The organism is Ruegeria sp. CI1, assembly GCF_056536925.1.
Genome location: NZ_JBQFQP010000010.1, coordinates 131,541 through 157,897 on the forward strand (window position 1 = coordinate 131,541; position 26,357 = coordinate 157,897).

A 26,357-nucleotide genomic window follows, 5' to 3' on the forward strand; every position below is an offset into this window, starting at 1 on the left:
ATCACTCCAAAACCCGAGCCTCGTCCACCAGCATCACCGGAATGCCGTTTCGGATTGGAAATGCCAACCCTGCCGCCTTGGAGACCAGTTCCTGTCGCTCAGGTTCATATTCCAGCATCGTATGCGTCTGGGGGCAGATCAGTGCTTCGAGCATGCGGCGGTCGAATGAAGACAGGGTTTCGGTCATTGCAATGTTTCCTCGTTGGAGCCGCCGCGCAGGGCGAATTCGATCAATGTCACCAGCGTTTCCCGGCGTGTTGCCAGACAAGGAGCTTCCAGAAGTGCCTGCTTGTCCTCCGGGTCGAAATCCAAAAGCATCGACAACGAGTTGACCAGCAACTCATCGTCCGCGTCTTTCAGGGTTTCCCAGTCGGTTGATAACTGTCGGGCGGCAAAGAAGCGTTCCAGCAGTCGCAAAAACCGCGTCCTGTTGAATTCATGATCGCCTTCTGGACGGCCAAGATCACGCTCGAAGCCGTCCCAGGACACCGAACACCGACGATATGGAGCAAAGGCATCAATTTCCGACTTGATCCGGAACCGGGACACGCCGGTCAGCGTGATCAGATAGCGGCCATCCTCAGTTTCCGAGAATTGCGTGACCCGCCCTGCACATCCGATCAGATGCAGCTTATCCGCTTTGCTGTGGCAAGGATTTGGTTGCACCATGCCAATCAGCCGCTCGGACGTTTTGAGCGAGTCGTCCAGCATCTGCAGGTAGCGCGGCTCGAATATATGCAACGGTAACCGCGCCCGGGGCAGCAGCAGCGCGCCCGGAAGCGGAAATACGGACACCGTATCCGGCAGGTCGGCAGGGTGCATCATGTACCGAGTGTAGCTCTGAACCGAAATTAGGCAAATATCATCGAGCTGAGTTTCCGTCGGCCGTTCAGAACGATTGGGTCGTTGGGCTTGAGGGCATCGAAAATTGTGAAAAGCTGAGTCTTTGCAGCGCCATCATTCCATTCGCGATCTCTGCGAAACAGTTCAAGCAACTGCGCCACCGCTTCTTCGACATTGCCACTTGCGTGTAATGCCTGTGCCAGATCGAACCGCGCCTGATGGTTGTCTGGCTCAGACTCGACCGCCGCTCCGAGTTCCGCAACCGGACCAACATCGGCAGCTTGACGCGCTAATTGCAACTGAGCGTGCGCGGCATCAATCTCGGCCGAGTTCGAAATCTCGGCTGGAGCGCCATTTAAGATAGCCTCGGCCTGATCCAGATCGCCCATGGCGATATGGGCGCGAACAAGACCGCCATAGGCACCGGCATGGGCCGGATCTTCGCCCAATATGGCCGCAAAGGTTTGCGCAGCGTCGACGGCAGCACCTTCGGCCAACATCTCTTCGGCGGCCTGAACCGCCTCATCAAGCTGCCCGCCCGGGCTTTGGCCACCGGCCTTTTCGATTACCTTGTCAACAAATCCTTTGATCTCGGACCCGGGCAACGCGCCTTGGAATCCGTCAATTGGTTGGCCTTTGTGAAACGCATATACGGTCGGGATCGACTGAATGCGCATCTGCGCCGCGATTGTCTGGTTTTCGTCCACGTTGACCTTGACCATCTTCACAGCGCCCCTGGCTGCGGTCACAGCGTCTTCCAGTGCCGGACCGAGAGTCTTGCATGGGCCGCACCAGGGTGCCCAGAAATCAACGATGACCGGAACCTCTTGTGACGCTTCAACCACATCTGCCATGAACGTGGCTTCGGTTCCGTCCTTGATCAGATCGGTTGCGGCAGGCGCACCTGCGCCGTTCAGAATGTCCATGGTTTCAACTCTCCGGTTTGAACTTGGCTCCTATATGCCGCCGCGTAGTACGGAAACCAAGAGCAGAGTCGCATTCTTTGCATCATTCACAGATCGAAAGTTGCAAATACAGGCGCGTGATCACTTGGCTTTTCCCACCCACGCGCGTCACGCAAGATTCGACTTGAATGGCCTGAGTTTGAAATGTCCGGCGTGGCCCAGACATGATCCAGCCGCCGACCCTTGTCCGCCGCATCCCAGTCACGCGCACGGTAAGACCACCAACTATAAAGCAGCCCTTGCGGGATATCCTGTCGCGTGATGTCGACCCAGTTGCCCGCCTCTTGCGTCTCGGCCAGATGATCGACTTCGATTGGTGTGTGGGAAACGATCTTAAGAAGCTGCTTGTGCGACCAGACATCGTCTTCGCGCGGAGCAATGTTCAGGTCTCCCACCAGAATTGATTTTTCGGGTTTGTCGGCGCGGAACCAGTCGCGCATATCGGTCAGATAGTCCAGCTTCTGCCCGAATTTCTCGTTGGTCTCCCGGTCTGGTACATCGCCACCGGCCGGGACATAGAAATTGTGAATCGTCACACCGTTTTCCAATCGCCCAGCGATGTGCCGCGCATGGCCAAGCTCGGCAAAGTCCTTGTCGCCAATATCCTCGATTGGCAGGCGCGACAGGATGGCGACGCCATTATATCCTTTTTGTCCGCGGGCGATCATGTGGGTGTATCCCAGTTCAGCGAACCCTTCGGTCGGGATTTTTTCCACCGGTGATTTGCATTCTTGCAAACACAAGACATCAGGGGCTTCTTCCTGCAGCAGCTTCAGAACAATGGGCTCACGCAGGCGCACCGAGTTTATATTCCATGTGGCAACTGTGAAGGGCATCGGTAAACTCTCCTAAGGCAACACCAGGCAACCTATCGTGCTGATCACTGGGGTGCCACCTGAAATGGACAACAAAAAAACCCCGGCACGAGGCCGGGGTCAGTCCAACAGGGAGGTGCATGTCATGACCCGGACATGCGCGGGTTAGGTAGACCTTAAAGTTGCAATCAGGGTATCACTTTGATCGAAGTCAATCCACACTCAGTTATGAAACAAGTCGATATCCACCGGATTCTGTGACCAAAAGGCGAGCATTCGAGGGGTCTGGTTCGATTTTCTGCCGCAAGCGATAGATATGCGTCTCGAGCGTGTGGGTTGTCACACCAGCGTTATACCCCCAAACCTCGTGTAAAAGGACATCGCGCGGAACGACGCCATCGGTCGAGCGGTACAGGAACTTCAGGATATTGGTTTCCTTCTCGGTCAGGCGAATCTTTCGCTCATCCTCGGTCAGCAGCATTTTCATGGCCGGTTTGAACGTATACGGCCCAAGCGCAAAAACCGCGTCCTCGGATTGCTCGTGCTGGCGAAGCTGCGCGCGAATACGCGCCAAAAGGACCGGGAATTTGAAGGGTTTAGGTACATAATCGTTGGCGCCTGCATCCAAACCCAAGATCGTGTCCGCATCGCTGTCATGACCAGTCAGCATGAGAATCGGACTTTTGACGCCTTGCTTGCGCATAAGACGGCACAACTCGCGCCCATCCGTGTCGGGCAAACCCACATCCATAATTACCAGGTCGTAGATCGCTTCTTTGGCGCGCTCCAAGGCGCTTTGCCCGTCCGACGCTTCGAAAACGTCAAAATCTTCGGTCATCACGAGTTGCTCGCTGAGCGCCTCACGCAGATCTTCGTCATCATCAACCAGCAGGATTTTCTTGAGCTGAGCCATGTACCGGTCCTCCTAAAGCTTTTCCATCACTTGATCGCAGAACGCACAATCGGCAAGATTTACTGCAACGCTCTCACGCCCTCGTGTCTCCTTTCCGGTTATTATTTGCTAATTGTTTCACTTTTGCCGCGTGAAAGAATAGACGAAATGCAGAACGTTACAGGATGAAGCAATGAGTCTCTTTCCGGACATTACCGAGTTGTTGGCGCGTGCCCGGGCCGATCTGCGCATGGGCGTGCCGGTCGTTTTGAGCGATGGTACCGGGTATTGCGTGGTGGCGCTTGCCGCCGAAACCATGAGCGCACAGCGGCTGGCGGACCTTCGCTCTTTAGGTGGATCGCCCGTCGTCGCCGTTACCGCACGACGGGCTGAAACGCTCAAGGCGCGCGCCTATGACGGTGAACTTGCGCGGATTGTTCTTCCAATAGACGCTGACATGGTCTGGGTACAGGCAATCGCTGACCCGTCCGACGATCTGAACTCACCGATGAAGGGTCCTTTGATTAGTGAACGGCAGGGCAACGCCAATCTTCACCGAATCGCTATCGCTCTGGCGAAATCCGCGCGTTTGCTGCCCGCCGCAGTCGTCTTGCCGATCAACGACGGTATAGCTTTTGCTGCCTCGCATGCCCTCACCTGCATCGATCATTTACAGGCTGCACCCCATCTGGCGGATCGCAGCCCCCTGCGTGAGGTGGTGGCGGCACGCTTGCCGATGGACGTATCCGAAGCAGGACGACTGCATGTCTTTCGTCCTGACGACGGCGGCGAAGAGCACTATGCAATCGAAATCGGCCGTCCAGATCGTGAAAAATCCGTGCTGACCCGATTGCATTCTGCTTGTTTTACCGGGGACCTCATGGGCAGTCTGAAATGTGACTGTGGGCCGCAACTGCGCGGCGCGCTGGTTCAGATGGGGGCCGAGGGAACGGGCGTTCTGCTGTATCTTAATCAGGAGGGGCGCGGAATTGGTCTGGCTAACAAGATGCGCGCCTACTCCCTGCAGGATCAGGGGTTTGACACGGTCGAGGCCAATCACAGGCTTGGTTTTGAGGATGACGAAAGAGATTTCCGGCTTGGGTCGGATATCCTGAAATCAATGGGGTTCAAATCGGTTCGATTGCTGACCAACAACCCGGCCAAGATAGCGATGATGGAACGAACTGGGATCGCCGTAACCGAACGGGTCCCGCTCAAAGTCGGCGAAACCGCACACAATCGCGGGTATCTGGCGACCAAAGCCGCCAAGTCCGGTCATCTTTTGTGACTCCGTTCGACCTCGTACTCAACCCAATGGGTGTTCGGTTTCGCGGGCGGCATTTTCCCTGCTCGATCGGCAAAGGTGGGCTAAGCAACAAAAAGCAAGAGGGGGATGGTGCAACCCCAACCGGCATCCACCGAATCGTTGGAATGCTCTATCGCGCAGACCGTATCTGCCGCCCAGCTTCGTGGGCGCGGCCAATTGGCCCGCGCGACCTATGGTCGGATGACGTTCGGGATGCGTCCTACAACCATCTGGTCCAAGACCCTTATCGGTTCAATCACGAACGGCTGCGTCGTGCCGACCCTTTGTATGACCTTGTACTGATCACGGACTGGAACTGGCCGAATGCTGTACCGGGGCGCGGCTCGGCCATCTTTGTCCATCAGTGGCGTCGTCCGGGTTACCCGACCGAAGGCTGCGTGGCCTTTCGCCGCGACCATTTGCGCTGGATCGCGGAACGTATGACACCGGGAACGCGCCTGATCATCCCTTCGGCTTGACACGCTCGCCAAAAATCGCCGAGCCGATGCGGACATGTGTCGCGCCCAATGCGATTGCCGATTCGAAATCGTCACTCATTCCCATCGACAGGCCGGTCAGGCCATTGCGCTCCGCAATCTTGGCCAAAAGCGCGAAATGCAGCGACGGCTCCTCGTGGACGGGCGGAATGCACATCAATCCGCGAATGGGCAGATCCAGAGCACGGCATTCGGCAATGAATGCGTCTGCCGCAGCGGGTATCACACCGGCCTTCTGCTCTTCCTCGCCGGTGTTGACCTGAACGAACAGATCCGGGCATTGGCCAATTTCCTGCGCCAACCGCGCAATGGTTTTGGCCAGTTTCTGCCGGTCGACCGAGTGGATGGCATGGCAAAGCTCAATCGCCTGCCGCGCCTTGTTGGTCTGCAACGGGCCGATCAGATGCAGGTCGATCCCATCATACCGTTCCATGAATTCGGGCCATTTGCCTGCGGCTTCTTGTACCCGGTTTTCGCCGAAACACCGGTGACCCTGCTGCAAAACCTCTTCGACGCGCTCATTCGGCTGAACCTTGGACACCGCAATCAGTTTGACGGAGCCGACAGGGCGGCTTGCGGCGGCCTCGGCCTTGGCAATACGGTCGGTTATGTCTTGCAGGGGCATTGTTTTCCTCGTTCTGCTCACTGGCAGCAGAAAAACACCATGTGGGCAAAAAAGAAAAGGGCAGGTCCAAAGACCTGCCCATATTCAGTACCGTTAGACGGTGTACAGCTTAGAAGCTGAAGTACACACCGGCCTGAACCTGGCTGCTGTCTGCGACTGCAGAGTCAACGTAACCGGCAACAAAGGTCACGCCGCCGCCCAGGTCGTACTGGTAGTTCAGGCCCCAGCTGGTGCCGTCGTCTGCGAGAATTGCAGTGCCGCCCGAAGCCAGGTTGTTCGAGTCAGCATTCTGGACCCAGAGCAGCAGGTTGCTGGCTGCGCCAATGTCAACGTTACCCGAAACGGTGATCGCGTCAGCTGCTTCGGTCTGGCCGTATGCGATCTGAGCACCGAACTGACCCCAGTCAGCGCCGGCTGCGATCAGCCACAGGCCATCGTTCAGCTCTTCACCGGTGTCGGCAACCGGGCCGTCAGACGAAGCCTGATACGCGCCAGTGACGAAGTAATCGTTGAAGCTGTAGGTCAGCATGACGCCGGTGCGGTTTTCACCGCCAGCGGAACCGGCAACCGAGCCGCCGTTACGCTGGGAGTACGACACGTGACCGGTGAAGCCGCCGACAGTGTACAGAGCTTCAACACCGTTGTTGCCAGCGCCAGCCGACGAGAACGAGTCCCAAGCTGCGCCGATGATCGGCAGGCTGAAGAAGCCCATGCCGTCGATACCGGTGCCAACCGAGATGGTGGGCAGGTACAGGCCGGGTGCGTTATCGATCGCGCCCCAGATGTTGCCAACGTTCACACGCAGGCCTTCATAAGCCACGAAGAACTGGGGGCCGTTCCAGCTGGCTGCACCAGGTGCGCCATCACGGTTTTCGGCCTGAGCACGCAGGCGGGCACCCAGAGTCACGCCACCGTCGGTTTCGGTCGACATGTCGAACTGCAGACGCAGACGGCTGGTGATGTTGGTTTCCGAAACGCCGACAACGTTTTCGTTGGCGTCGTTATAGTCCAGACCAAAACGGCCATAGCCGCTGATGCGAACTTCTGCGGCTGCCATGCTTGCGGTGGCGATCAGCGCAGTCGTTGCGAAGAGAACTTTTTTCATCGTGTTTCCCTCGGTTTTCAATCATTCGCCCAAACCGGAGAATCCGGCGTGGGTATGGACAGGGGTTTCGCTCTTTCCCCCCTGTTTTGGCAAGCCTTGTGACCAGCGCCGGGTCAAAGTCGTCCCGGATGGTGCAGCTTTGCCACAGTCTGTGCCTTGGCCGCGTCCAACGTCGTAGGATATCCAACGATGCCCATCAGTTTACCTGCGGTTGCCGAAACGCCCTTGCCCGCACATATGGACAAGAATAGAGTGGCCGCGGTTTTGGAATTCGGGACTGGAGACACTCTTGCAGATGCGCCTCAAATTCATCTTGCCCATCACGCTTACCCTTGGTGTCGCCGCCTGCGGCGCGAACCCTTCGGCCACCTCAGCCCCGCAGCCAACCGACTCGCTGGATTTCAATGACGATGTCAGAGCCTCTCAAGATCGGGCCAAGTCGTCATTTTGGGACCTCTTCGGCCCGGACAAGACCGAACGCGCGGGCAACGTAAACAAGTACCTGTGGGCCGCTTCGTTCGATGTGCTGAATTTCCTTCCGGTTCAATCCGTTGATCCGTTCACCGGGGTAATTGTCACAGGATACGGCACACCTCCCGGAGGTGGCCGCTCGTATCGTGCGACAGTGCATATCAAGGATCCGGCACTCGATGCACGTTCCCTGTCGGTGTCGCTGCAAACCAGCGGTGGTGGTGCCGTCAGCCCCGCGACCTCGCGTGCGGTCGAGGATGCAATCCTGTCCCGCGCGCGCCAGCTTCGTATTGCCGACGACAAACTCTAGAATCCGGCGCGAAATCGCTCTAATACCACGCCGGGCCCTGACCCGGCGTTTTCATTCACGAAGGACCGCACGATGTCGCGCTACTCCGCCACCGAAATCGAAGCAAAATGGCAAGAAGCCTGGGACAAGGCCGGGATCTTCACCGCGCGCCGCAGCGCCGACAAGCCGAAATACTATGTGCTTGAAATGTTCCCGTATCCGTCGGGCCGCATTCATATGGGACATGTGCGCAACTACACAATGGGCGATGTCATCGCGCGCTACAAGCTGTCCACCGGCCACAACGTGTTGCATCCGATGGGTTGGGATGCATTCGGGATGCCAGCGGAAAACGCCGCGATGGCCATTGGTGGTCATCCGAAGGACTGGACCTACAGCAACATCGCCGACATGCGCGACCAGATGAAACCACTTGGCCTGTCCATCGACTGGTCACGTGAGTTCGCGACCTGCGATCCGGAATATTACGGCCAGCAACAGGCGCTGTTCCTCGACATGCTCGATGCCGGGCTGGTCTATCGCAAGAACGCTGTAGTGAACTGGGACCCGGTCGACATGACCGTTCTGGCCAACGAGCAGGTTGAAAATGGTCGTGGCTGGCGTTCGGGCGCATTGGTAGAGCGGCGCGAACTGACCCAGTGGTTCTTCAAGATCTCGGATTATTCCGAAGAGTTGCTCGACGCGCTGGACACTCTGGACAACTGGCCCGCCAAAGTACGCCTGATGCAGGAGAACTGGATCGGCAAATCCCGTGGTCTGCAATTCGGCTTTGAACGCACTGACGGCAACGATCCGATCACCGTCTATACAACCCGCCCCGACACGCTGCTGGGCGCATCTTTGGTTGGCATCTCGCCCGACCACCCGATCGCAAAAAAGCTGGAAGCCGAAAACCCCGAAGTGGCTGAATTCGTGGCCGAATGCCGCAAAGGTGGCACCACTGAGGAAGCCATAGAAACCGCCGAAAAGCTGGGCTTTGACACAGGCATCAAGGTCAAGCACCCGCTGGACCCGAGTTGGGAACTGCCGGTCTGGATCGCCAATTTCATCCTGATGGATTACGGCACTGGCGCAATCTTTGCCTGCCCTGCGCATGACCAGCGCGACCTCGACTTCTGCCGGAAATACGGCTTGCCCGTGGTCGATACATTCTTTGCGCTGGATGACGACACACCGGTCGACAAGGTTGCATACGTCCCGCCGAAAACCGAGAAAGTTCGCTGGGTGAACCATTTCGCAGGCTTGACCGAAGCGACAGGAGAAGAGGCGATCAACGCCACCGTCGATTTTGCTGAAAAAGCCGGTTGGGGCGAGGGTGTCACCAAATACCGCCTGCGTGATTGGGGCCTCAGCCGCCAGCGCTATTGGGGGTGCCCGATTCCCGTCGTGCATTGCGAAAGCTGCGGTGTGGTGCCCGAGAAAAAAGAAAACCTGCCGGTCCGCCTGCCCGACGATGTGACATTCGACAAACCGGGCAACCCGCTGGACCGCCACCCGACCTGGCGCGATTGCACTTGCCCGTCTTGTGGCGCACCAGCCAGTCGCGAGACCGATACGATGGATACCTTCGTCGATTCGTCGTGGTATTTCGCGCGCTTCACCGCTCCGCGTGCGGAAACGCCCACCGATCTGACCGAGGCGGACTACTGGATGAATGTGGACCAGTATATCGGCGGCATTGAACACGCGATCCTGCACCTGCTCTATTCCCGCTTTTTTGCGCGGGCGATGAACATCACTGGACACCTGCCGAAAAAGGCCATCGAGCCGTTCGATGCGCTGTTCACGCAAGGCATGGTGACGCATGAGATTTACCAGACGCGCGACGCCAACGGCCGCCCGGTCTATCACCTGCCCGAAGATGTCGAGGACGGAAAACTCAAATTGACAGGTGAGACGGTCGAAGTAATTCCTTCGGCGAAAATGTCCAAGTCCAAGAAGAACGTGGTTGATCCCGTATCGATCATCTCGGCTTTTGGCGCCGATACCGCGCGCTGGTTTGTACTGTCCGATTCGCCACCCGAACGGGACGTTGAATGGACTGCCGCCGGAGCGGAGGCTGCGCACAAGCACCTAAGCCGCGTTTGGAATCTCTGCGACAGGATCGGCGCCATGGAGGCCGATGCAGCGGGCGAAGGCGATGAGGACCTGTTGCGCGAGATGCACAAAACCATCCGCGACGTGACATTGGGTGTCGAAAGCTTTGGCTTCAACGCAGCCATCGCCAAACTGTACGCCTTCACCAATACACTGGCAAAATCCAAGGCCGGTGCGGCGGCTCAGAAACAGGCGATTAAAACATTGGCCCAGCTAATGTCGCCGATGACGCCACATCTGGCGGAAGATATCTGGGCGCATCAGGGCGGTGAGGGCCTTGTGGCCGTTGCCCCGTGGCCCGTCGCGGACGAGATGATGCTGGTTGATGACACCGTCACATTGCCAATCCAGATCAACGGCAAGCGTCGCGCGGAAATCAGCGTACCAAAAGATATGGACAAAGCCGAGGTTGAAAATATCGCGCTCAGCACCGAAGCTGTCCAAAAGGCGCTGGATGGCAACGCGCCGAAGAAAGTTATCGTTGTTCCGGGCCGGATCGTGAATGTCGTTGTTTGATCGCAGAACATTGCTTGTGATGCCGCTGGCGCTGGCTGGCTGCGGCTTTCAACCGGTTTATGCTCCGGGCGGGGCGGGATCAGCCCTTTATGGGCGGGTCGAGGTTTCGGCTCCCAACTCCGTCGAAACCTATCTGTTGGTTGAGGATCTTGAACAACGGTTGGGGCGCAGCGCGGTATCTGGCGGCGACTACAAGCTAAAAGTCGACCTTTCGACTTTCACCCAAGGCGAAGCTATTACGTCGACCAATGAAACGACCCGGTACACGATTGTCGGTAGAGTTAAATATTCTCTCACTCAGTCAACAAATGGCGGGGTCGTCGCATCCGGAGACGTCGAAAACTTTGTCGGTTATTCCGCGACCGGCTCGACAGTCGATACTTTGGCGTCGGAACGCGATGCGCGCCGGCGCCTCATGACCATACTGGCTGATCAGCTGACCGCCCAGCTTTACGCAACCGCAGAAGTGTCACCATGAAGCTCAGTCCGCGCGAGGCCGAAGGGTATTTCGCCAGACCGGACTCCGATAAGGCAGGTATTCTGATCTATGGTGCGGACGCGATGCGCGTCTCGCTAAAACGGCAGCAGATGATTGTCGCACTACTGGGTCCGAATTCCGAAGAGGAAATGAGGCTGTCCCGGATGTCGGGAAGTGACTTACGCGGAGAACCCGCCCAGCTTTTGGATGCCGTAAAGGCTGTGGGATTCTTTCCCGGCCCGCGTGCCGCATTTGTCGAGGACGCAACAGATGCAGCAGCCCAATCCATCTTGGCAGCGTTGGAGGAGTGGTCCCCGGGCGATGCCCAGATTGTCGTAACCGCCGGCCAATTAAAGACTACCTCCAGGATTCGAAAGGCCTTCGAGTCGCATCCCAACGCCTATGCGGTTGGAATCTATGACGACCCACCTTCCAGATCGGAGATCGAGCGAACATTGACGCATGCTGGGATCGCAAATGTACCTCGCGAATCGATGGCTGCCCTGACCGATCTTGCCGCCGAGCTTGGACCGGGAGATTTCGCCCAAACCGTCGAAAAGCTGGCACTTTACAAACGCGGCGACGAATCAGAACTTGCTATTGCAGACATCGAAGCCTGCGCGCCTCAATCCACCGAGGCCGCACTGGACGACGTTCTGAATGTGGTTGCCGAGGGCAAGTCAGGTGAAATCGGCCCATTGATCCGCCGCCTGCAGGCACAGGGAACAAACGCCGTTAGCCTCTGCATTGGCGCGACCCGGCATTTCCGGACGCTTTATGCTTGTGCTTCCGACCCTGGCGGCGCTGCCCAGGGGATCGGCAAGCTGAGACCACCGATTTACGGTAAACGCCGTGATCGCATCTTGCGGCAGGCACATAACTGGGGTGCCCGCAAACTGGAAACTGCACTGACAGTTCTCACCGACACCGACCTTGCCTTGCGCTCGGCCGGTCAGACGGCCCCCGCCATGGCATTGGTTGAACGGGCGATGATCCGGCTTGCGATGTTGGCGCGTTCACGCTGAGGTGTTCTGACGAAGCGTCTGGCTTGACGTGACCGCTCGCGTTCCCAGATTGAAGGGCGAACAGATTGGCAGGGAAATCATCATGTACAAGATCTATGGTCGCATCAAAAGCCGTGCATCGCGAGTTCTGTGGCTTCTGGAGGAGTTGGAACAAGAGTACGAATTCATCGACGTCGGCCCTCATGACCCTCAGGTTAAGGCACTGAATGCATCCGGTAAGGTCCCGGTGCTAGTGGATGGCGAGACAGTCATAACCGATAGTTCCGCGATCATGACTTATTTGGCCGACAAGCATGGACGCTTCACCTATCCCGCTGGGTCCAAGGAGCGCGCCGAACAGGATTCGTTGTTTTTCACCCTCCTCGACGACTTCGATAGTATTTTATGGGTGGCGGCCCGGCATATGTTCGTTCTGCCGGAAGAACAACGGGTTCCACAGGTGATCGAAACCGCAAAATGGGAATATAACCGCAACTATGTGCGGATGGCTGATCGGTTCAAAGGCCCGTTTCTGCAGGGCGACAAAATGACAATTGCCGACATACTATGTGTTCATTGCATGAACTGGGCCGTGAACGCGGGCTTTCCCATGAATTCGGGCACCCTCAAAGCTTATGCAAAGGAAATGCGCAGTCGTCCGGCGTTTCAACGCATGGGCGCATTGACACAACCTGCCTGATCCCTTTTGGTATGGTGCAGCCACGCGGCGGCGGACCGACCGGCCCAGCGGCCTGTGGCCAGGCACCCCGTCAGCAGATACCCACCCGTGGGTGCCTCCCAGTCCAGCATTTCCCCGGCACAGAAAACGCCGGGAAGTGCCTTTAACATCAACCCACCATCAAATGCTGTGCGGCTGACGCCACCCGCGGTCGAAATTGCCTCATCCAAAGGGCGCAAACCCGCATGGCGAATGGGCAAGGACTTGATAAGGTCGGCGAGTTCCTGACCATCGGGAAGCGGCCTCCCAAACTCCATTAGCAATGCGGTTCGTACCGGCCCAAGCTTCAATGTCTTGCGTAAATGGTTCGATAGGCTGAGCTTTCCTCGCGGTTTTGCCAGTCGCTGCGTGAGAACTGCAGGCGATACCTCTGGCAACAGATCCATTTGCAAGGGCGCGCCTTCCCGAACCGCCTTGCAGATTGCATAGATACCACCACCTTCCAGCCCCCGCGCAGAAATAACCGCTTCCCCTCGTGTTCGCGACCCTCCCGCACTCAAAGCGACGCCCTTGATTGGCTCGCCGTACAAGGGTCGCATATGCTCTGACCACGCAACCAGCAAACCGGCGTTTGCCGGTGCGAACTCAGCAATTTTCACACCTTGCGCGGCCAGCAAGGGCGCCCATGCCCCATCCGAGCCCAAGCGCGACCAACTGGCGCCCCCCATCGCAAACACAGTGACGTCAGCAGCGACACAGTGCCGTCCTTCAGGCGTTTCAAAAGCCAAATCGGCACCATCCCATCCGACCCAACGGCACCGCGGTTGCAATCGAACACCCAACCGGTCCAAGCGGGACAACCACGCTCGCAAAAGGGGAGATGCCTTCATTGCAACCGGAAACACCCGCCCGGTGGACCCGGTAAATAATTCCTGCCCCAATCTCCGCGCCCAATCCTGAACCGCCTGAGAATCCATTTCCGAAACAATCGGGCATAGCCAATCGGCAGCATCACCATAAGCGCTGATTAGGTCAGAGAAAGCTTCGTCTTTGGTTAGGTTTAGACCGGACTTGCCCGCCATAAGGAGCTTTCGTGCGACCGAGGGTTTGGCTTCTGCAACAAAAACCGAATGACCGGCGATAGCCAGTTCGTCGGCAGCCATCAGTCCCGCCGGTCCCGCGCCGATCACAACGGCCTTTGCCATCCGATTTCCTCTTATCCGTCGTAGCACCCGCTGACTGATCCGACCTTTGTGCTCGGCACATTCCATTGACGGTATAGTGCGCATCGTCCCGGTTAGACCTCGGACCGCCAGGCAATATCCACCCTTCTATAGGACCCAAATGAGTATATTGCGATTGCGAATTCGCCAGACCGAAGCGAAATTGACATGCCATTGCCTTTCCTATCATGAACGACAATCGCATGCCCTTGCCCGGTTCCGGCAAACCTAGTACAGCCAGCCAATGCTCGACGAACCCGATGATATCCACCCGCTTTTTACCGGCGCGCCCTCGACCACCGAGTACAAGAAGCTGCGCAAACGCATCGTGCGTCAAACACGCGAAGCGATCGAGCAATATGGCATGGTGGATCGCGGTGCCAAATGGCTGGTATGCCTGTCGGGCGGCAAGGACAGCTATACCTTGTTGGCAGTATTGCACGAATTGCAATGGCGCGGGCTGCTTCCGGTCGAACTGTTGGCCTGCAATCTGGATCAGGGACAGCCGGGTTTTCCCGCAACTGTACTGCCCAAGTTTCTGGAACGCATGGGCGTACCCCACCGCATCGAGTATCAGGATACCTATTCGGTGGTGGTCGACAAAGTTCCGCAAGGGCGAACCTATTGCGCCCTTTGCTCAAGGCTGCGACGTGGAAACCTGTACCGGATTGCACGTGAGGAGGGGTGTTCGGCGGTCGTTCTTGGCCATCACCGCGATGACATTCTGGAAACATTCTTCATGAACTTGTTCCACGGCGGGCGCTTGGCGACAATGCCTCCGAAGCTGGTCAATGAAGAAGGCGACCTGTTCGTCTATCGTCCGCTAGCCCATGTCGCCGAGACAGATTGCGAGAAATTTGCGACCCAGATGAATTATCCCATCATTCCCTGCGACCTGTGCGGCAGTCAGGATGGATTGCAGCGTCAACAGGTCAAACAGATCCTGGACCAGTGGGAGAAGAACACCCCGGGACGCCGGCAGGTCATGTTCCGAGCACTCACCAACATCCGCCCTTCGCATATGCTGGATCCGAAACTGTTCGATTTTCAAGGGCTTGTGGCTCAGGTTGGAAAAAAATCTGAGGATCCAGACGAAATTCCGTTACTGCGTTAACGTCTCACTTAGAGAGGTTTCCTAGGTTCAGTCAGAGCGTACGATGCTCTAACACGAGGCCAAGGAAACGATGCAGATACATTCTTTGCTCACTCGGTTATGTGGTCGAGCTCTTGCAGTGCTGAACGGACCGGCCATTCTCGCTTTTCTACCCGCGATCACTCTGGGTGCATTCTGGCTAGGCGGCGAAGGCGCGCTGCTCCTGACCTCTCTTGGCTTGCCGCTAGTATTCGCGTTTGCGGGTGCACTGGGGCGTTGGCCCACCGAACAGAATCACTCACGCGACCGCGTGACCGGTCTTATTCAAAGGGATGAATTCCAAATCAAGGCCGCAGAGTTACTCGCAGGCCTGCGGGCCAGCGGGCAGGAATCGGCGTGTTTCATAATCGTTCTGGACGACCTCGATCGAATCGAAGAACGGCACGGCACATTGGCCGTCGACACCATCGTCCAACGCAGTGGTGAACGCATTTTGGCAACGGTTCGCAGTCAGGATATCGTGGCCCGCCTCGGGAACGCCAAATTTGCTGTCTGTGTATCACCTGTAAGTCAGCTGGATCTGGAACACTGCATACAATTGGCGGGGCGCATTCAAAGCGGGATCGAAGATCCGATATCGCTGGACGGAACAACCATCTATGTCTCATGCTCCCTTGGTTTCTGCCTCGATCGGCGCGCACTAGGTCACGGCGCGCAAGAATGGATCGGTGCCGCGATAGCGGCTTCGAACGAAGCCAGACAAAATGGCCCTTCGTCAATCCGCGCCTACACTTCCGACACACGTAACAGGATAACCACCCGGGCGGATCTGCGGCGGGATATTCAGCACGCCCTGAATTGCAACCAGATCGTTCCGTGGTTTCAACCACAAATCTCGACGAACACAGGCAAACTGACCGGATTCGAGGCTTTGGCCCGGTGGGAACATCCGAACCGCGGCATTCTTGGCCCCGGTGCCTTTCTTGCCGTCGCCGAAGAGGCGGGTTTGATGGAACGCCTCGGGCAGAACATCCTGCGTGGTGCCCTTGCCGCACTGGTCGCCTGGGACAAAGCCGGGGCAGACGTGCCGCGTATCGCGGTCAATTTCTCGTCAGACGAGTTGCACAACCCGGGTTTGGTGGACAGGATTCGGTGGGATCTGGATCAGTTCGATCTGACGCCAGGTCGGCTAACCGTAGAAGTTCTTGAAACAGTGATTAGCAAGACACCAGGAGACATCGTGGCGCGCAACATTGCAGAGTTGCACAATCTGGGTTGCTGGATCGACCTGGATGACTTCGGAACCGGGCATGCCTCGGTCGCTTCTCTGAAACGCTTCAATATCTCACGGATCAAGATCGATCGTTCCTTTGTAACACGTGTTGATCGTGACCCTGCGCAGCGGCAGCTTTTGACTGCGGTTCTCTCACTTGCCGAACGGCTGAATCTTGAAACGCTGGGAGAAGGCGTCGAGACTGCGGGAGAACATTCAGTGCTCGCGCAGTTGGGGTGCGGCCACGTTCAGGGGTTCGAGATCGGGCGCCCCATGCCGTTTGGGCAGACGTTGGATTGGTTGTCCGTTCACAACACTAAACTGCAGGAGACACCGAAAATTGGGCGCGATACCGGGTGATTCTTTCACATTCCGTGTCCTTTACGGCGGATTACCGGTGACTTTCAGGGCGAATCTGCTTGACCTTTTGGGCTGCACTCTGTTGAACCCACCGGTGTCAATCAAAGCACAAGGTGGCTGTCCCAGATGGACGATCAGAACAAGAACCTTATCCTCGCAACCGTGCTCAGCTTTCTAGTGATCCTTGTGTGGTTCGTGCTGTTCCCTCCTCCGGAACCCGAAACTCCCACCAATGAGACCGCTATAAGCACGATCGAAAGCGATGGCGTTCAAACTCCAAGTGCCGTCAGCACGGACGGGTCGGCGCCCGCGACCAACGTCACGGCCGAGGCCGAGCCCGAAGCAGAAGCACCGCAGGTCAAGATTGACACCCCACGCCTGACCGGCAGCCTGTCGCTGTCCGGCGGTCGGATCGACGAGCTGTCACTGAAGGATTACCGGGTCTCTCTGGCCAAGGACTCCCCGATCGTAGAACTGATGTCCCCAGTAGGAACGCAATCGGCCTATTATGCGCTCTATGGCTGGGCGCCGGGTGCAGGTGTTACCGGCACTGACGTACCCGGCCCCAATACCCTGTGGAGCTTGGAGAAGGGCGAAACGCTGAGCGCTGACAGCCCGGTTACGCTGATTTGGGACAATGGCCGGGGCCTGACCTTCCGTCGGACAATCTCGGTCGACGAAAACTACATGTTCACCGTGACCCAGTCCGTCGAAAACGCCTCACAGGCCGAAGTGGGCATGGCACCCTATGGTATTCTGGCCCGACACGGAACTGGCGAGGACGCCGACCTGCCCGGTTTGAAGAATTTCTTCATCCTACATGAAGGCGTCATCGGGATGACCGACGGAACGCTTTCGGAGATCAAATACAAGAACGTGCGCGATTTCGACGTTGATCCGAACGAACGCGCGCAGGCTGAGGTCTTCCAGGTCAAGGACAGCGGCTGGATCGGTTTTACCGATCACTATTGGATGACAACGCTGATCCCCGCTGAGGGTACGGCATTCAAAGCCGCCGCAAAATATGATGATCGCCGCAAGATCTACCAAACCGAAACCGTATTGCCGACCTTGACAGTCGCCCCCGGCGGTTCTGTCGAGGTCACCACGCGGCTGTTCGCCGGAGCAAAAGAATGGGAAACCATTCGCGAATACCAGGCCCAGGGCGTTCAGAAATTTATCGACAGCATCGATTGGGGCTGGTTCTTTTTCCTGACCAAGCCGATCTTCTGGCTGCTTCACAACATCAACCAGCTGATCGGCAACATGGGCTGGTCAATCATCGGTCTGACCCTGATCATCAAGGCAATCGTGTTCCCGCTGGCGCTGAAATCCTATGTGTCGATGGCCAAGATGAAGGAATTGCAGCCGCAGATGGAAGCCCTGAAAGAAGCCGCTGGCGACGACCGCCAAAAGCTTCAGCAGGGAATGATGGAGCTCTACAAGAAGGAAAAGGTTAACCCTGCCGCGGGCTGTCTTCCGATTCTACTGCAGATCCCGATCTTTTTCTCGCTCTACAAGGTGATTTTTGTCACCATCGAACTGCGTCAGGCCCCCTGGTTCGGCCCGTTCCAGGATCTGAGCGCGCCGGACCCGACCTCGATCATGAATTTCTTCGGCTGGCTGCCTTGGGCCGGCCCCGAGCCGGGAACGCTGATGGCAACCATTCTGATTGGAATCCTGCCACTGCTTCTGGGTATCTCGATGTGGGTACAACAAAAGCTGAACCCGGCGCCAACCGATCCAACGCAGGCGATGATCTTTGCCTGGATGCCATGGGTCTTCATGTTCATGCTGGGTAGTTTCGCCAGCGGACTCGTGGTGTACTGGATCGCGAACAACACGATCACATTCACGCAGCAATACATCATTATGCGCAGTCACGGCTATACCCCCGACGTGTTTGGCAACATTAGATCCAGCTTCAAGAAAACGCCGAAAACGGATAAAAAATGAGTGGAGTCGTCACCAGCCTCTGGCGGCATCCGATCAAAAGTCATGGCCGCGAAGCTTTGAAAGACGTAACATTGACCCCCGGGCAGACCATGCCCGGGGATCGTGTTTGGGCCGTTGCCCACGAGATGTCAAAAGCGGACGGCACCACATGGGCACCTTGCGTGAATTTCAGTCGGGTCGCAAAAGTTCCTGCACTAATGGCCATAACCGCCCTCTTGGAAGGCGACCGGGTTACTTTGAGCCACCCACAACGACCGGATTTGACCTTTGCGCCCGACGTCGAGGCGGACGTATTTCTGGATTGGGTGCGCCCACTGATGCCCGAAAATCGAGCCGCGTCAGCCCGGATCATCCGCGCGCCGGGCCGCGGCATGACGGATAGTGATTTTCCCTCCGTTACCCTGTGCAACATGGCTTCGCATCAGGCGGTCGAGCAAAAGATGGGACGAGAACTGTCAATACTGCGTTGGCGCGGCAACATTTGGTTTGATGGGCTGGCCCCTTGGGAAGAGTTCGATTGGATCAACCGCAACATACAAATCGGGGATGCGGTTCTCCGCGTTCGGGAACGGACGGTGCGATGCCCATCGACAATGACCAACCCCGAAACAGGTGTTCACGATGCGGACCCGCTAAAAACACTCGAAACCTGGGGGCATCGTGATTTCAGTGTTCGCGCCGAAGTCCTCAAAGGCGGCTCCATCCGTCTCAACGATAAGGTAGTGCCTCTGTGACCGCCCTTCCATTTCCCCTGGCTGAAGACCCTGACGCGCTGGCCCAAGAGGCCGGGCGAAAGCTCTTTGCCGGGCCGTCGGAATTCGTAAAGGGCGTGGTTGCCATGACTGGCCTGCCCGAACCTGACCGGCTGGAGGTCTGCTTCGCAGGCCGCTCGAATGTAGGCAAGTCGAGCCTGATAAATGCGCTTACAGGTACCAAGGGGCTGGCGCGGGCGTCGAACACGCCGGGACGTACTCAGGAAGTCAACTTTTTTGCCCAAGGCCCCGATCTGTATCTGGTCGACCTGCCCGGCTATGGCTACGCCAACGCACCGATCAAGATAGTCGAGAAGTGGCAAAAGCTCCTGAAACAGTACCTTAGCGGGCGGCAAACGCTGAGACGGGCCTTTGTGCTGATTGACGCTCGCCACGGGGTGAAGCCGGTCGATGACGAGATCATGAAACTGCTCGACACAAGCGCCGTCACCTTTCAATGCGTGTTGACCAAGGCGGACAAGGTTAAGGCCAATGATCGTGACAAGGTTCTGTCACAGGTACGTTCCGCGCTGGCAAAGCACCCCGCCGCATTTCCCGAGATTGTCCTGACCTCGTCAGAGAAGGGAGATGGCATTGCGACCCTACGCTCAATCATCGCACATTTGGAATAACCACAGCGAATATTGGCAATCACAGGGTCTTGGCAGCCTGACCCAAAGGCCCTAACACGGTTCGTCAAAGGGACCTAAGCCATGAAGACACGAGACATGAACCGGGACTGGATCGCAACCGCCGCCACATTGAACAGCGCCTTGCCGTATCTGCAACGCTATGACGGAGCCATCGTCGTCATAAAGCTGGGTGGTCACGCCATGGGCAGCGACGAGGCCATGGAAAGCTTCGCCCGCGATGTGGTTTTGATGCGTCAGGTCGGAGTAAATCCGGTCATCGTGCACGGTGGCGGCCCGATGATCAACGCAATGCTGGACAAGCTGGATATCCAGTCCGAATTCGTAAATGGCAAGCGGGTCACCGATCAGGCTACCGTCGAAGTAGTGGAGATGGTGCTGTCCGGCGTGGTGAACAAGCGAATCGTGCAGGCGATCAATGCCCAGGGTGGTATGGCGGTCGGGCTATCGGGCAAGGATGCCAATCTGATGATATGCGACCAGACCGACAGCTCCTTGGGATTTGTCGGCACACCATCGCTGATGAATCCCAAATTGCTGCACAACCTTTTCGCCCATGACATCATTCCGGTGATCGCACCCCTGGGCGCAGGCCGAAACGGCGAAACTTTCAACGTCAACGGCGATACTGCGGCCGGGGCAATTGCTTCTGCTTTGAAAGCCGACCGCCTGTTGTTGCTGACTGATGTTTCGGGCGTCAAGAACGCCGCCGGAGAGGTGGTTACCGAACTGAAAGCCGGGCAGATTCGCGAGATGACGCGCGAGGGTACCATCGCAGGTGGCATGATCCCCAAAACGGAAACCGCGCTTGATGCATTGCACAGTGGCGTGAGAGCGGTGGTCATTTTGGACGGTCGCGCGCCAAACGCAGTCTTGCTGGAATTATTCACTGAACATGGCGCAGGGTCGTTGATTCGCCCGGATTGACGATTTCGTGACGGTTCCAAGCTTGCGCTTTTCGTTCACATGCTCAAGTGTGAATGTATGGAAAATGAAGCCGCCATTCGTCTGGGTGTTTTCCTGACCCTTTTTACCCTGTTCGCGGGCGCCGAAACGCTGGCGCCGCGTCGCGCAAGGCAATTGGCGCGATCTCGAAGATGGCTGACCAATCTGTCGATCACGGTGCTGAACAGCGTCCTGCTGCGCCTCATGGCCATCGGCATGCCGTTGCTGGCAGTTGGTGCTGCATTGGATGCCAACCGCAATGGCTGGGGCCTTTTCAATACTGTCAATTGGCCCGGATGGATCGAGGTCATAGTTTCGGTTCTAATACTGGACTTTGCGATATGGACGCAGCACCTGATCACGCACAAAGTTCCGGTCCTGTGGCGATTGCACCGGGTTCATCATGCCGACCGTGACATGGACGTGACTACTGCCATCCGTTTTCACCCGGTCGAGATTGCGCTTTCCATGCTCTTGAAGATCGGGCTGATCTACCTGCTGGGGCCCAGTGCACTGGCGGTGCTGATTTTTGAAATCCTGCTGAACGGGACGGCACTATTCAATCACTCGAACCTGAAACTTCCGCTTGCCGTTGACGCGGTTCTGCGTAGGGTTCTGGTTACGCCCGACATGCATCGTGTTCATCACTCGGTGCTGCGGGACGAGCACGACAGCAATTACGGATTTGCCCTGTCGATATGGGATCGGATGTTGGGAACATATGTGGCGCAGCCGAAACGCGGGCACGGCGCGATGACTGTCGGCCTGAAATGGCAGGACGACCGACCAGCACGACTGGGGTGGAGTCTTTGGCTGCCGTTTCGGAACAAGTGAGTTATTCCGAAATCGAAGCGGTTGCTCACACAGCTCGGCTGATCGTGATGGGTGCCCAGCATCCTTGCAGAAGCGAGGCCAAAGGTCTTGACTCGGGCACCCTGATCTTGCTGGGGACAGGACCTGAATTTTGGGACGTTTTTCAAGCTGCACCCGAAGGGAAGGATGGCCACCCTGATCCGGTCGATCGCTGGTCGGCCCGCGTCATCGGCGACATGGCCGACAGCTTGGGCGCCGAAGCGCGATTTCCTTTTGGCGGCCCCCCTTACGAGCCATTCATTGATTGGGCGCTGAAATCCGGGCGGGCCTTTCAAAGCCCAGTTGGCGCTCTGGTGCATGACACGGTGGGCATGATGATCTCATATCGGGGGGCTCTTTGGTTTGACCGTGAACTCGCCATTCCCACGACATATGCGCCCTCGCCCTGTATTACATGTAGTGCCCCTTGCTCCACGTCCTGCCCGGTGGGTGCGTTGAATTCAGACACCTTCTACCAAGTGGATGCCTGTCACAGCTATCTCGACACCAAGGGCGGCCAAACCTGCATGACACAAGGTTGTACCGCCCGTCTGGCTTGCCCACTCAGTGCTGGGGCAGAACGAAATCCGGCGCAAACCGCACATCACATGCAGCATTTTCATCCCCGATGACCCGCACCTTGATCCTGACCCGACACGCCAAATCCAGCTGGGACGATCCGTTTCAGGAGGATTTCGACCGCCCTCTGAACAAACGCGGTCAAAAATCCGCAAAAGCGATAGGAACTTGGCTGCGAGACAAAGGCTGGCAGCCGGATCAGGTTCTCAGTTCATCTTCGCGACGCACCCGCGAAACCTGGAAGGAAATGGGTTTCGACACGCCCGAACCCGACTATACGGACGTGCTGTATCACGCATCGCCGCAACAGATATTTGACGTTCTGCGCGAAGCCAGCGGGCGGACAGTTCTGTTGCTGGGCCACAATCCTGGCATTGCCACATTCGCCAGGAGTGTTGTCGAGGAAGCGCCTGCTCATGCTCGATTCTTCGACTATCCTACATGCGCAACCACGACTATCGAGTTTCCAATCTGTAACTGGCACGATCTCGGCAAACGCACCGGCGAAGTGATGGATTTTGTCGTCCCACGCGACCTTCTGGAATGAGAAAGGCGGGGAAACCCCGCCCTCCCTTTTGTCGAAATAGAATGGGCTTCCCCAACCAAATATCAGTGACCCAAGATCTGGCTGAGAAACAGCTTGGTTCGGTCGCTCTTTGGGTTGTTGAAGAACTCTTCCGGTTCATTCTGTTCCACAATTTGACCTGCATCCATAAAGATCACACGGTTGGCGACCTGACGTGCAAAGCCCATCTCGTGCGTGACGCATAGCATGGTCATGCCTTCCTCGGCCAATTCGATCATGGTGTCGAGCACCTCTTTGATCATTTCCGGGTCCAGCGCCGAAGTGGGTTCGTCGAACAACATGATCCGCGGCATCATGCAGAGCGAACGGGCAATCGCCACACGTTGTTGCTGACCACCTGAAAGTTGACCGGGATACTTGTCCGCCTGTTCCGGGATCTTCACCTTTTCCAGAAAGTGCATTGCCCGTTCTTCGGCCTCTTTTTTGGGCGTCTTGCGCACCCAGATCGGGGCCAAAGTGCAGTTTTCCAGAATGCTCAGATGTGGAAACAGGTTGAAGTGCTGGAACACCATGCCAACTTCCGACCGGATCTTGTCGATGTTCTTGAGGTCGTTCGACAGTTCCGTTCCGTCCACCACGATCTTGCCCTGCTGGTGTTCTTCCAGCGCGTTCAGGCATCGGATCAGGGTGGATTTCCCGGACCCTGACGGACCCGCGATGACGATACGTTCGCCCTGATTGACCGTCAGATTGATGTCGCGCAGCACGTGAAAGGACCCGTACCACTTGTTCATATTGGTGATCTCGATAGCGACCTCGTCGCTGACCGTCATCTTTGAACGGTCGATTTCACGATCTACAGCAAGTTGAGACATTGGGCCCTCCTTAGCGATGGCCAGTGTGGAGCTTGCGCTCCAGATACATGGAATAGCGGGACATGGAGAAGCAGAAGACAAAGAACATCAAGGCGATGAAGCCATAAAGTTCCCATACGATGCCATTCCATTCAGTCGTCGCGCGTGTTGCGGTGCTGAGGCCCAGAGGGTCCAGAAGTCCGATGATCGAAACCAGCGTGGTGTCCTTGAACACCCCGATGAAAGTCGAAACGATACCCGGGATCGAGATCTTGAGTGCCTGAGGCATGATGATCAGACGCTGCGCCTGCCAATAGTTGAGGCCAAGCGAATCCGCGCCTTCATACTGGCCACGCGGCAGGGCAGCGAGACCACCCCGGATCACTTCGGCCATATAGGCCGAGGCGAACAGTGTCACCATGATCAGCACACGCAAGATGATGTCGAAATTCGTCCCCGGCGGTAGGAACAGGTTCAACAGTGTCGATGCCACGAACAACAACGTGATCAGAGGCACGCCCCGGATGAACTCGATAAAGCCCACACACAGGTATTTGACGATCATCAGATCAGATTGACGGCCCAACGCCAGAACAATGCCCAGCGGCAACGAACAACCAATGGCTACAACGCCGATGGTGATCGACAACATGAAGCCCCCGAATTTGCGGCTTTCCACGGGCTCAATGCCAATTGCAGCAATCGAGTTCATTGTTTCGACAAAATACCCGGAAACGACGACCCACCAGATCACGGCCGCCAACACCCCCAGGATGATGCCCAGTAGATTGCTGGTCGCCTTGCTAACGGCGGTATAGACGAACCAACCGATAACGAACCCAAGCAGGGCCGCCAGAGGCCCCCAGATCGTTCCACCCCACAAAAGCCAGGGGAAGATGAACGGGTAAAGCGCTGTGAAGATCAGCAGTTTCGACGGCACCTTGTCGGCAAACAGAACCGGCGCCAAAGCCACCCCCAACAGGACAAAAGTCGCAATTGGACGCCAATACAGCTCTGCCGGGTAGAAGCCAAAGATCAACTGGATCCAACGCTCATGGATCACACCCCAGCACGCGCCGGCGTAATGACCTTCACGGCCCAGATTATGCAGGATTTCCCGACACTCCGACAACGAACCAGCATCCCAAGTCGGAGAGAGAATCCACGGAACCAGCCCTGCAAGGATCTTATAGACGAAGAAGATCGCCAAAATGGTCAGGATCGAGTTGAACCAGTTAGAAAACAGGTTGTGGCGCATCCAGCCGAGGGCGCCTACTTCAGACGCGGGTGGCTCCTTTTCGGGGAGCATTTCAGTTCGGACAAAACCTATGTCAGACATCTCAACGCTCCTTCAACTTTACGGATTCGTTGTACCAGTTCATAACCGCCGAAATGCTCAGCGAAATGGTCAGGTACACCAGCATCAACAGCAGAACGCATTCCAGTTCACGTCCAGTCTGGTTCATTGTGATGCCGCCCAGCGTCCCGGTGATGTCCATGTAGCCCACGGCGATCGCCAACGAGGAGTTCTTGGTGAGGTTGAGATAATTCGAGATCAGCGGAGGGATAATCACCCGCAATGCCTGCGGCAGGATTACCAGGCTCATGATCTTGTTTGAACGCAGACCCAGCGCGGCTGCGGCCTCGGTTTGGCCCTTGGATATGGCCATGATGCCTGCTCGCACGATCTCTGCAATGAACGCGGCCGTATAGAGCGACAGCGCCAGCCACAGGGCGATCAGCGAGTTCCGCAGGTGTGTCCCACCCATGAAGTTGAAGCCCTTGAGTTCGGGATACCCCAGATGAAATCCCAGCAGATACAAAAGGATTGCCAGCGGCACTAGAACTACGCCTAGTCGCTGCCACCATGTCACCGGACGGTCGCCGGTGGCCTCCTGAATGCGGTCTGCGCGATGCTTGAGCCAGTTTGAAACCCAAAAACCAGCGCCAAGAACGATGAGAACCGCGATCAGATCGAGGCTGACATCAAACCGGAGGCTGGATTCACCAAACAGATGGACATCTCCCAAACTGTTGGAAAACAGGAAATCTGGGACATACACACCGCGGTTGGTAACCGCCACGCTGTCGCTAAGCATCATCGTGGCCTCGGGATTCTCTCCACGGAAGGCTCGCGGCGATGGAAGTGTTTCGATCAGGACCGCCATGATGAAAACGATCCACAACAGTACTGGGACGTTGCGGAACATCTCGACATAAACTGTCATCAAGCGTGCAACGATCCAGTTATGGGACAGGCGCAGAACGCCAATGATCACCCCCAGTACGGTCGCGGTGATACACCCCAATACCGCTACGACCAGTGTGTTGAGCAAACCGACAAAAGCCGCCCTTAGGTGTGTGTCGCGCGAAGTGTAGTCCAGCAGGCGTTGATTGATGTCATAGCTGGCCGGTTCCGCGAAGAAGCCGAATTCGACCGGTTTTCCCAGCTCTGCCAAGTTGTTGATAGTATTGGAAATGATCCAGGCTGCCAAAAGCATGAAACCGATCAGCGCGATAACTTGGATTGTCGCAGAACGGTACCGCGTATCGTAAAGGAGCATGGACAGCCGGAACTGCTCCTTTGGCGGGTCAGTGAGAGTCGTCATGACCTATGTAATCCCCGTGACATCCCGGTTTTTTTGTCGGGCAGGGTTCTTCCCTGCTCCCCATCGCCGGGTCTGTTGTTTT

General features: G+C 56.9%; 27 protein-coding genes. 16 read left to right on the top strand and 11 right to left on the bottom strand.

The genetic code is table 11. The features are described from left to right. Position 1: 1 nt before the first annotated feature. The 5 genes from ACR0LZ_RS13480 to ACR0LZ_RS13500 form a co-directional block, all read right to left on the bottom strand. Complete coding sequence (locus ACR0LZ_RS13480) at positions 2-187, bottom strand: Trm112 family protein (RefSeq protein ID WP_480750335.1); 186 nt, start codon at positions 185-187, stop codon at positions 2-4. Next, the gene (locus ACR0LZ_RS13485; protein WP_480750337.1) at positions 184-825 is read right to left on the bottom strand and encodes an LON peptidase substrate-binding domain-containing protein; all 642 of its coding nucleotides are present in this window, start codon (positions 823-825) and stop codon (positions 184-186) included. Before ACR0LZ_RS13485 ends, ACR0LZ_RS13480 begins: the two co-directional genes overlap by 4 nt. 26 nt (positions 826-851) lie before the next feature. Further along, complete coding sequence (gene trxA / locus ACR0LZ_RS13490; protein ID WP_480750338.1) at positions 852-1,769, bottom strand: thioredoxin; 918 nt, start codon at positions 1,767-1,769, stop codon at positions 852-854. 86 nt (positions 1,770-1,855) lie between these two features. After that, positions 1,856-2,644, bottom strand: a complete 789-nt coding sequence (locus tag ACR0LZ_RS13495) for an exodeoxyribonuclease III (protein WP_480750340.1) — start codon at positions 2,642-2,644, stop codon at positions 1,856-1,858. 205 nt (positions 2,645-2,849) lie between these two features. After that, a complete protein-coding gene (locus ACR0LZ_RS13500) occupies positions 2,850-3,536 on the bottom strand; it encodes a response regulator transcription factor (RefSeq protein WP_480750341.1) in 687 nt (228 codons plus the stop codon). Positions 3,537-3,708: 172 nt separating this feature from the next. Between ACR0LZ_RS13500 and ribA the strand changes: the two genes are divergently transcribed. Together ribA and ACR0LZ_RS13510 are read left to right on the top strand one after the other, a co-directional pair. Continuing rightward, on the top strand, positions 3,709-4,803 hold the full coding sequence (ribA, locus tag ACR0LZ_RS13505; RefSeq protein WP_480750342.1) for a GTP cyclohydrolase II: 1,095 nt from the start codon (positions 3,709-3,711) through the stop codon (positions 4,801-4,803). Beyond that, positions 4,800-5,300, top strand: a complete 501-nt coding sequence (locus tag ACR0LZ_RS13510) for a L,D-transpeptidase family protein (protein WP_480750344.1) — start codon at positions 4,800-4,802, stop codon at positions 5,298-5,300. The genes ribA and ACR0LZ_RS13510 overlap by 4 nt, the downstream gene beginning before the upstream one ends. Here the strand turns inward: ACR0LZ_RS13510 and ACR0LZ_RS13515 are convergent. Further along, positions 5,284-5,943: a YggS family pyridoxal phosphate-dependent enzyme gene (locus ACR0LZ_RS13515; RefSeq protein ID WP_480750346.1), complete on the bottom strand. Its 660-nt coding sequence runs from the start codon at positions 5,941-5,943 to the stop codon at positions 5,284-5,286. The genes ACR0LZ_RS13510 and ACR0LZ_RS13515 overlap by 17 nt on opposite strands. Positions 5,944-6,052: 109 nt before the next feature. Then, complete coding sequence (locus tag ACR0LZ_RS13520; protein WP_480750348.1) at positions 6,053-7,048, bottom strand: porin; 996 nt, start codon at positions 7,046-7,048, stop codon at positions 6,053-6,055. A gap of 295 nt (positions 7,049-7,343) precedes the next feature. Here ACR0LZ_RS13520 and ACR0LZ_RS13525 point away from each other — a divergent pair, with 295 nt between their 5' ends. The 5 genes from ACR0LZ_RS13525 to ACR0LZ_RS13545 all read left to right on the top strand — a co-directional run bounded on the left by ACR0LZ_RS13525 (position 7,344) and on the right by ACR0LZ_RS13545 (position 12,624). Continuing rightward, complete coding sequence (locus ACR0LZ_RS13525) at positions 7,344-7,829, top strand: DUF3576 domain-containing protein (protein ID WP_480750349.1); 486 nt, start codon at positions 7,344-7,346, stop codon at positions 7,827-7,829. Positions 7,830-7,901: 72 nt separating this feature from the next. Next, positions 7,902-10,442 (top strand): leucine--tRNA ligase, encoded by a 2,541-nt coding sequence (gene leuS / locus ACR0LZ_RS13530; protein WP_480750351.1) that lies wholly within the window; start codon positions 7,902-7,904, stop codon positions 10,440-10,442. Then, positions 10,429-10,920, top strand: a complete 492-nt coding sequence (gene lptE / locus ACR0LZ_RS13535) for an LPS assembly lipoprotein LptE (RefSeq protein WP_480750352.1) — start codon at positions 10,429-10,431, stop codon at positions 10,918-10,920. Before leuS ends, lptE begins: the two co-directional genes overlap by 14 nt. Next, positions 10,917-11,945 (top strand): DNA polymerase III subunit delta, encoded by a 1,029-nt coding sequence (holA, locus tag ACR0LZ_RS13540; protein ID WP_480750353.1) that lies wholly within the window; start codon positions 10,917-10,919, stop codon positions 11,943-11,945. Before lptE ends, holA begins: the two co-directional genes overlap by 4 nt. Positions 11,946-12,027: 82 nt before the next feature. Further along, the gene (locus ACR0LZ_RS13545; protein WP_480750355.1) at positions 12,028-12,624 is read left to right on the top strand and encodes a glutathione S-transferase family protein; all 597 of its coding nucleotides are present in this window, start codon (positions 12,028-12,030) and stop codon (positions 12,622-12,624) included. Here ACR0LZ_RS13545 and ACR0LZ_RS13550 read toward each other — a convergent pair. Next, positions 12,591-13,808: a TIGR03862 family flavoprotein gene (locus ACR0LZ_RS13550; RefSeq protein ID WP_480750357.1), complete on the bottom strand. Its 1,218-nt coding sequence runs from the start codon at positions 13,806-13,808 to the stop codon at positions 12,591-12,593. The genes ACR0LZ_RS13545 and ACR0LZ_RS13550 overlap by 34 nt on opposite strands. Before the next feature lie 262 nt (positions 13,809-14,070). Between ACR0LZ_RS13550 and ttcA the strand changes: the two genes are divergently transcribed. From ttcA to ACR0LZ_RS13595, 9 genes are all read left to right on the top strand, one after another. Then, positions 14,071-14,940, top strand: coding sequence for a tRNA 2-thiocytidine(32) synthetase TtcA (gene ttcA, locus ACR0LZ_RS13555; RefSeq protein WP_480750358.1), 870 nt, complete (start codon positions 14,071-14,073; stop codon positions 14,938-14,940). A 118-nt stretch (positions 14,941-15,058) separates the two neighbouring features. Beyond that, positions 15,059-16,552: a putative bifunctional diguanylate cyclase/phosphodiesterase gene (locus tag ACR0LZ_RS13560; protein WP_480750360.1), complete on the top strand. Its 1,494-nt coding sequence runs from the start codon at positions 15,059-15,061 to the stop codon at positions 16,550-16,552. A gap of 126 nt (positions 16,553-16,678) precedes the next feature. Continuing rightward, on the top strand, positions 16,679-18,508 hold the full coding sequence (yidC, locus tag ACR0LZ_RS13565) for a membrane protein insertase YidC (protein WP_480750362.1): 1,830 nt from the start codon (positions 16,679-16,681) through the stop codon (positions 18,506-18,508). Further along, on the top strand, positions 18,505-19,242 hold the full coding sequence (locus ACR0LZ_RS13570; RefSeq protein WP_480750364.1) for an MOSC domain-containing protein: 738 nt from the start codon (positions 18,505-18,507) through the stop codon (positions 19,240-19,242). The genes yidC and ACR0LZ_RS13570 overlap by 4 nt, the downstream gene beginning before the upstream one ends. After that, positions 19,239-19,892: a ribosome biogenesis GTP-binding protein YihA/YsxC gene (gene yihA / locus ACR0LZ_RS13575; RefSeq protein WP_480750365.1), complete on the top strand. Its 654-nt coding sequence runs from the start codon at positions 19,239-19,241 to the stop codon at positions 19,890-19,892. Before ACR0LZ_RS13570 ends, yihA begins: the two co-directional genes overlap by 4 nt. A gap of 81 nt (positions 19,893-19,973) precedes the next feature. Beyond that, positions 19,974-20,837, top strand: coding sequence for an acetylglutamate kinase (argB, locus tag ACR0LZ_RS13580; RefSeq protein WP_480750367.1), 864 nt, complete (start codon positions 19,974-19,976; stop codon positions 20,835-20,837). Positions 20,838-20,894: 57 nt separating this feature from the next. Then, a complete protein-coding gene (locus ACR0LZ_RS13585) occupies positions 20,895-21,689 on the top strand; it encodes a sterol desaturase family protein (protein ID WP_480750368.1) in 795 nt (264 codons plus the stop codon). Next, a complete protein-coding gene (locus ACR0LZ_RS13590) occupies positions 21,656-22,339 on the top strand; it encodes a ferredoxin (protein WP_480750370.1) in 684 nt (227 codons plus the stop codon). Before ACR0LZ_RS13585 ends, ACR0LZ_RS13590 begins: the two co-directional genes overlap by 34 nt. After that, entirely contained in the window at positions 22,336-22,833 is a 498-nt protein-coding gene (locus ACR0LZ_RS13595) for a SixA phosphatase family protein (RefSeq protein ID WP_480750371.1), read from the top strand. Before ACR0LZ_RS13590 ends, ACR0LZ_RS13595 begins: the two co-directional genes overlap by 4 nt. 62 nt (positions 22,834-22,895) lie before the next feature. On the opposite strand, the gene ACR0LZ_RS13600 is transcribed toward ACR0LZ_RS13595, so the two are convergent. Genes ACR0LZ_RS13600 through ACR0LZ_RS13610 form a run of 3 tightly spaced genes read right to left on the bottom strand, consistent with a single transcriptional unit; the run spans position 22,896 to position 26,275 of the window. Beyond that, a complete protein-coding gene (locus ACR0LZ_RS13600; protein ID WP_480750373.1) occupies positions 22,896-23,687 on the bottom strand; it encodes an amino acid ABC transporter ATP-binding protein in 792 nt (263 codons plus the stop codon). A gap of 10 nt (positions 23,688-23,697) precedes the next feature. Then, on the bottom strand, positions 23,698-25,005 hold the full coding sequence (locus tag ACR0LZ_RS13605; RefSeq protein ID WP_480750374.1) for an amino acid ABC transporter permease: 1,308 nt from the start codon (positions 25,003-25,005) through the stop codon (positions 23,698-23,700). A gap of 1 nt (position 25,006) precedes the next feature. Then, positions 25,007-26,275 carry an amino acid ABC transporter permease gene (locus ACR0LZ_RS13610; RefSeq protein WP_480750375.1) on the bottom strand — a complete coding sequence of 423 codons (1,269 nt, stop codon included), beginning with the start codon at positions 26,273-26,275 and terminating at the stop codon, positions 25,007-25,009. Positions 26,276-26,357 lie beyond the last annotated feature (82 nt).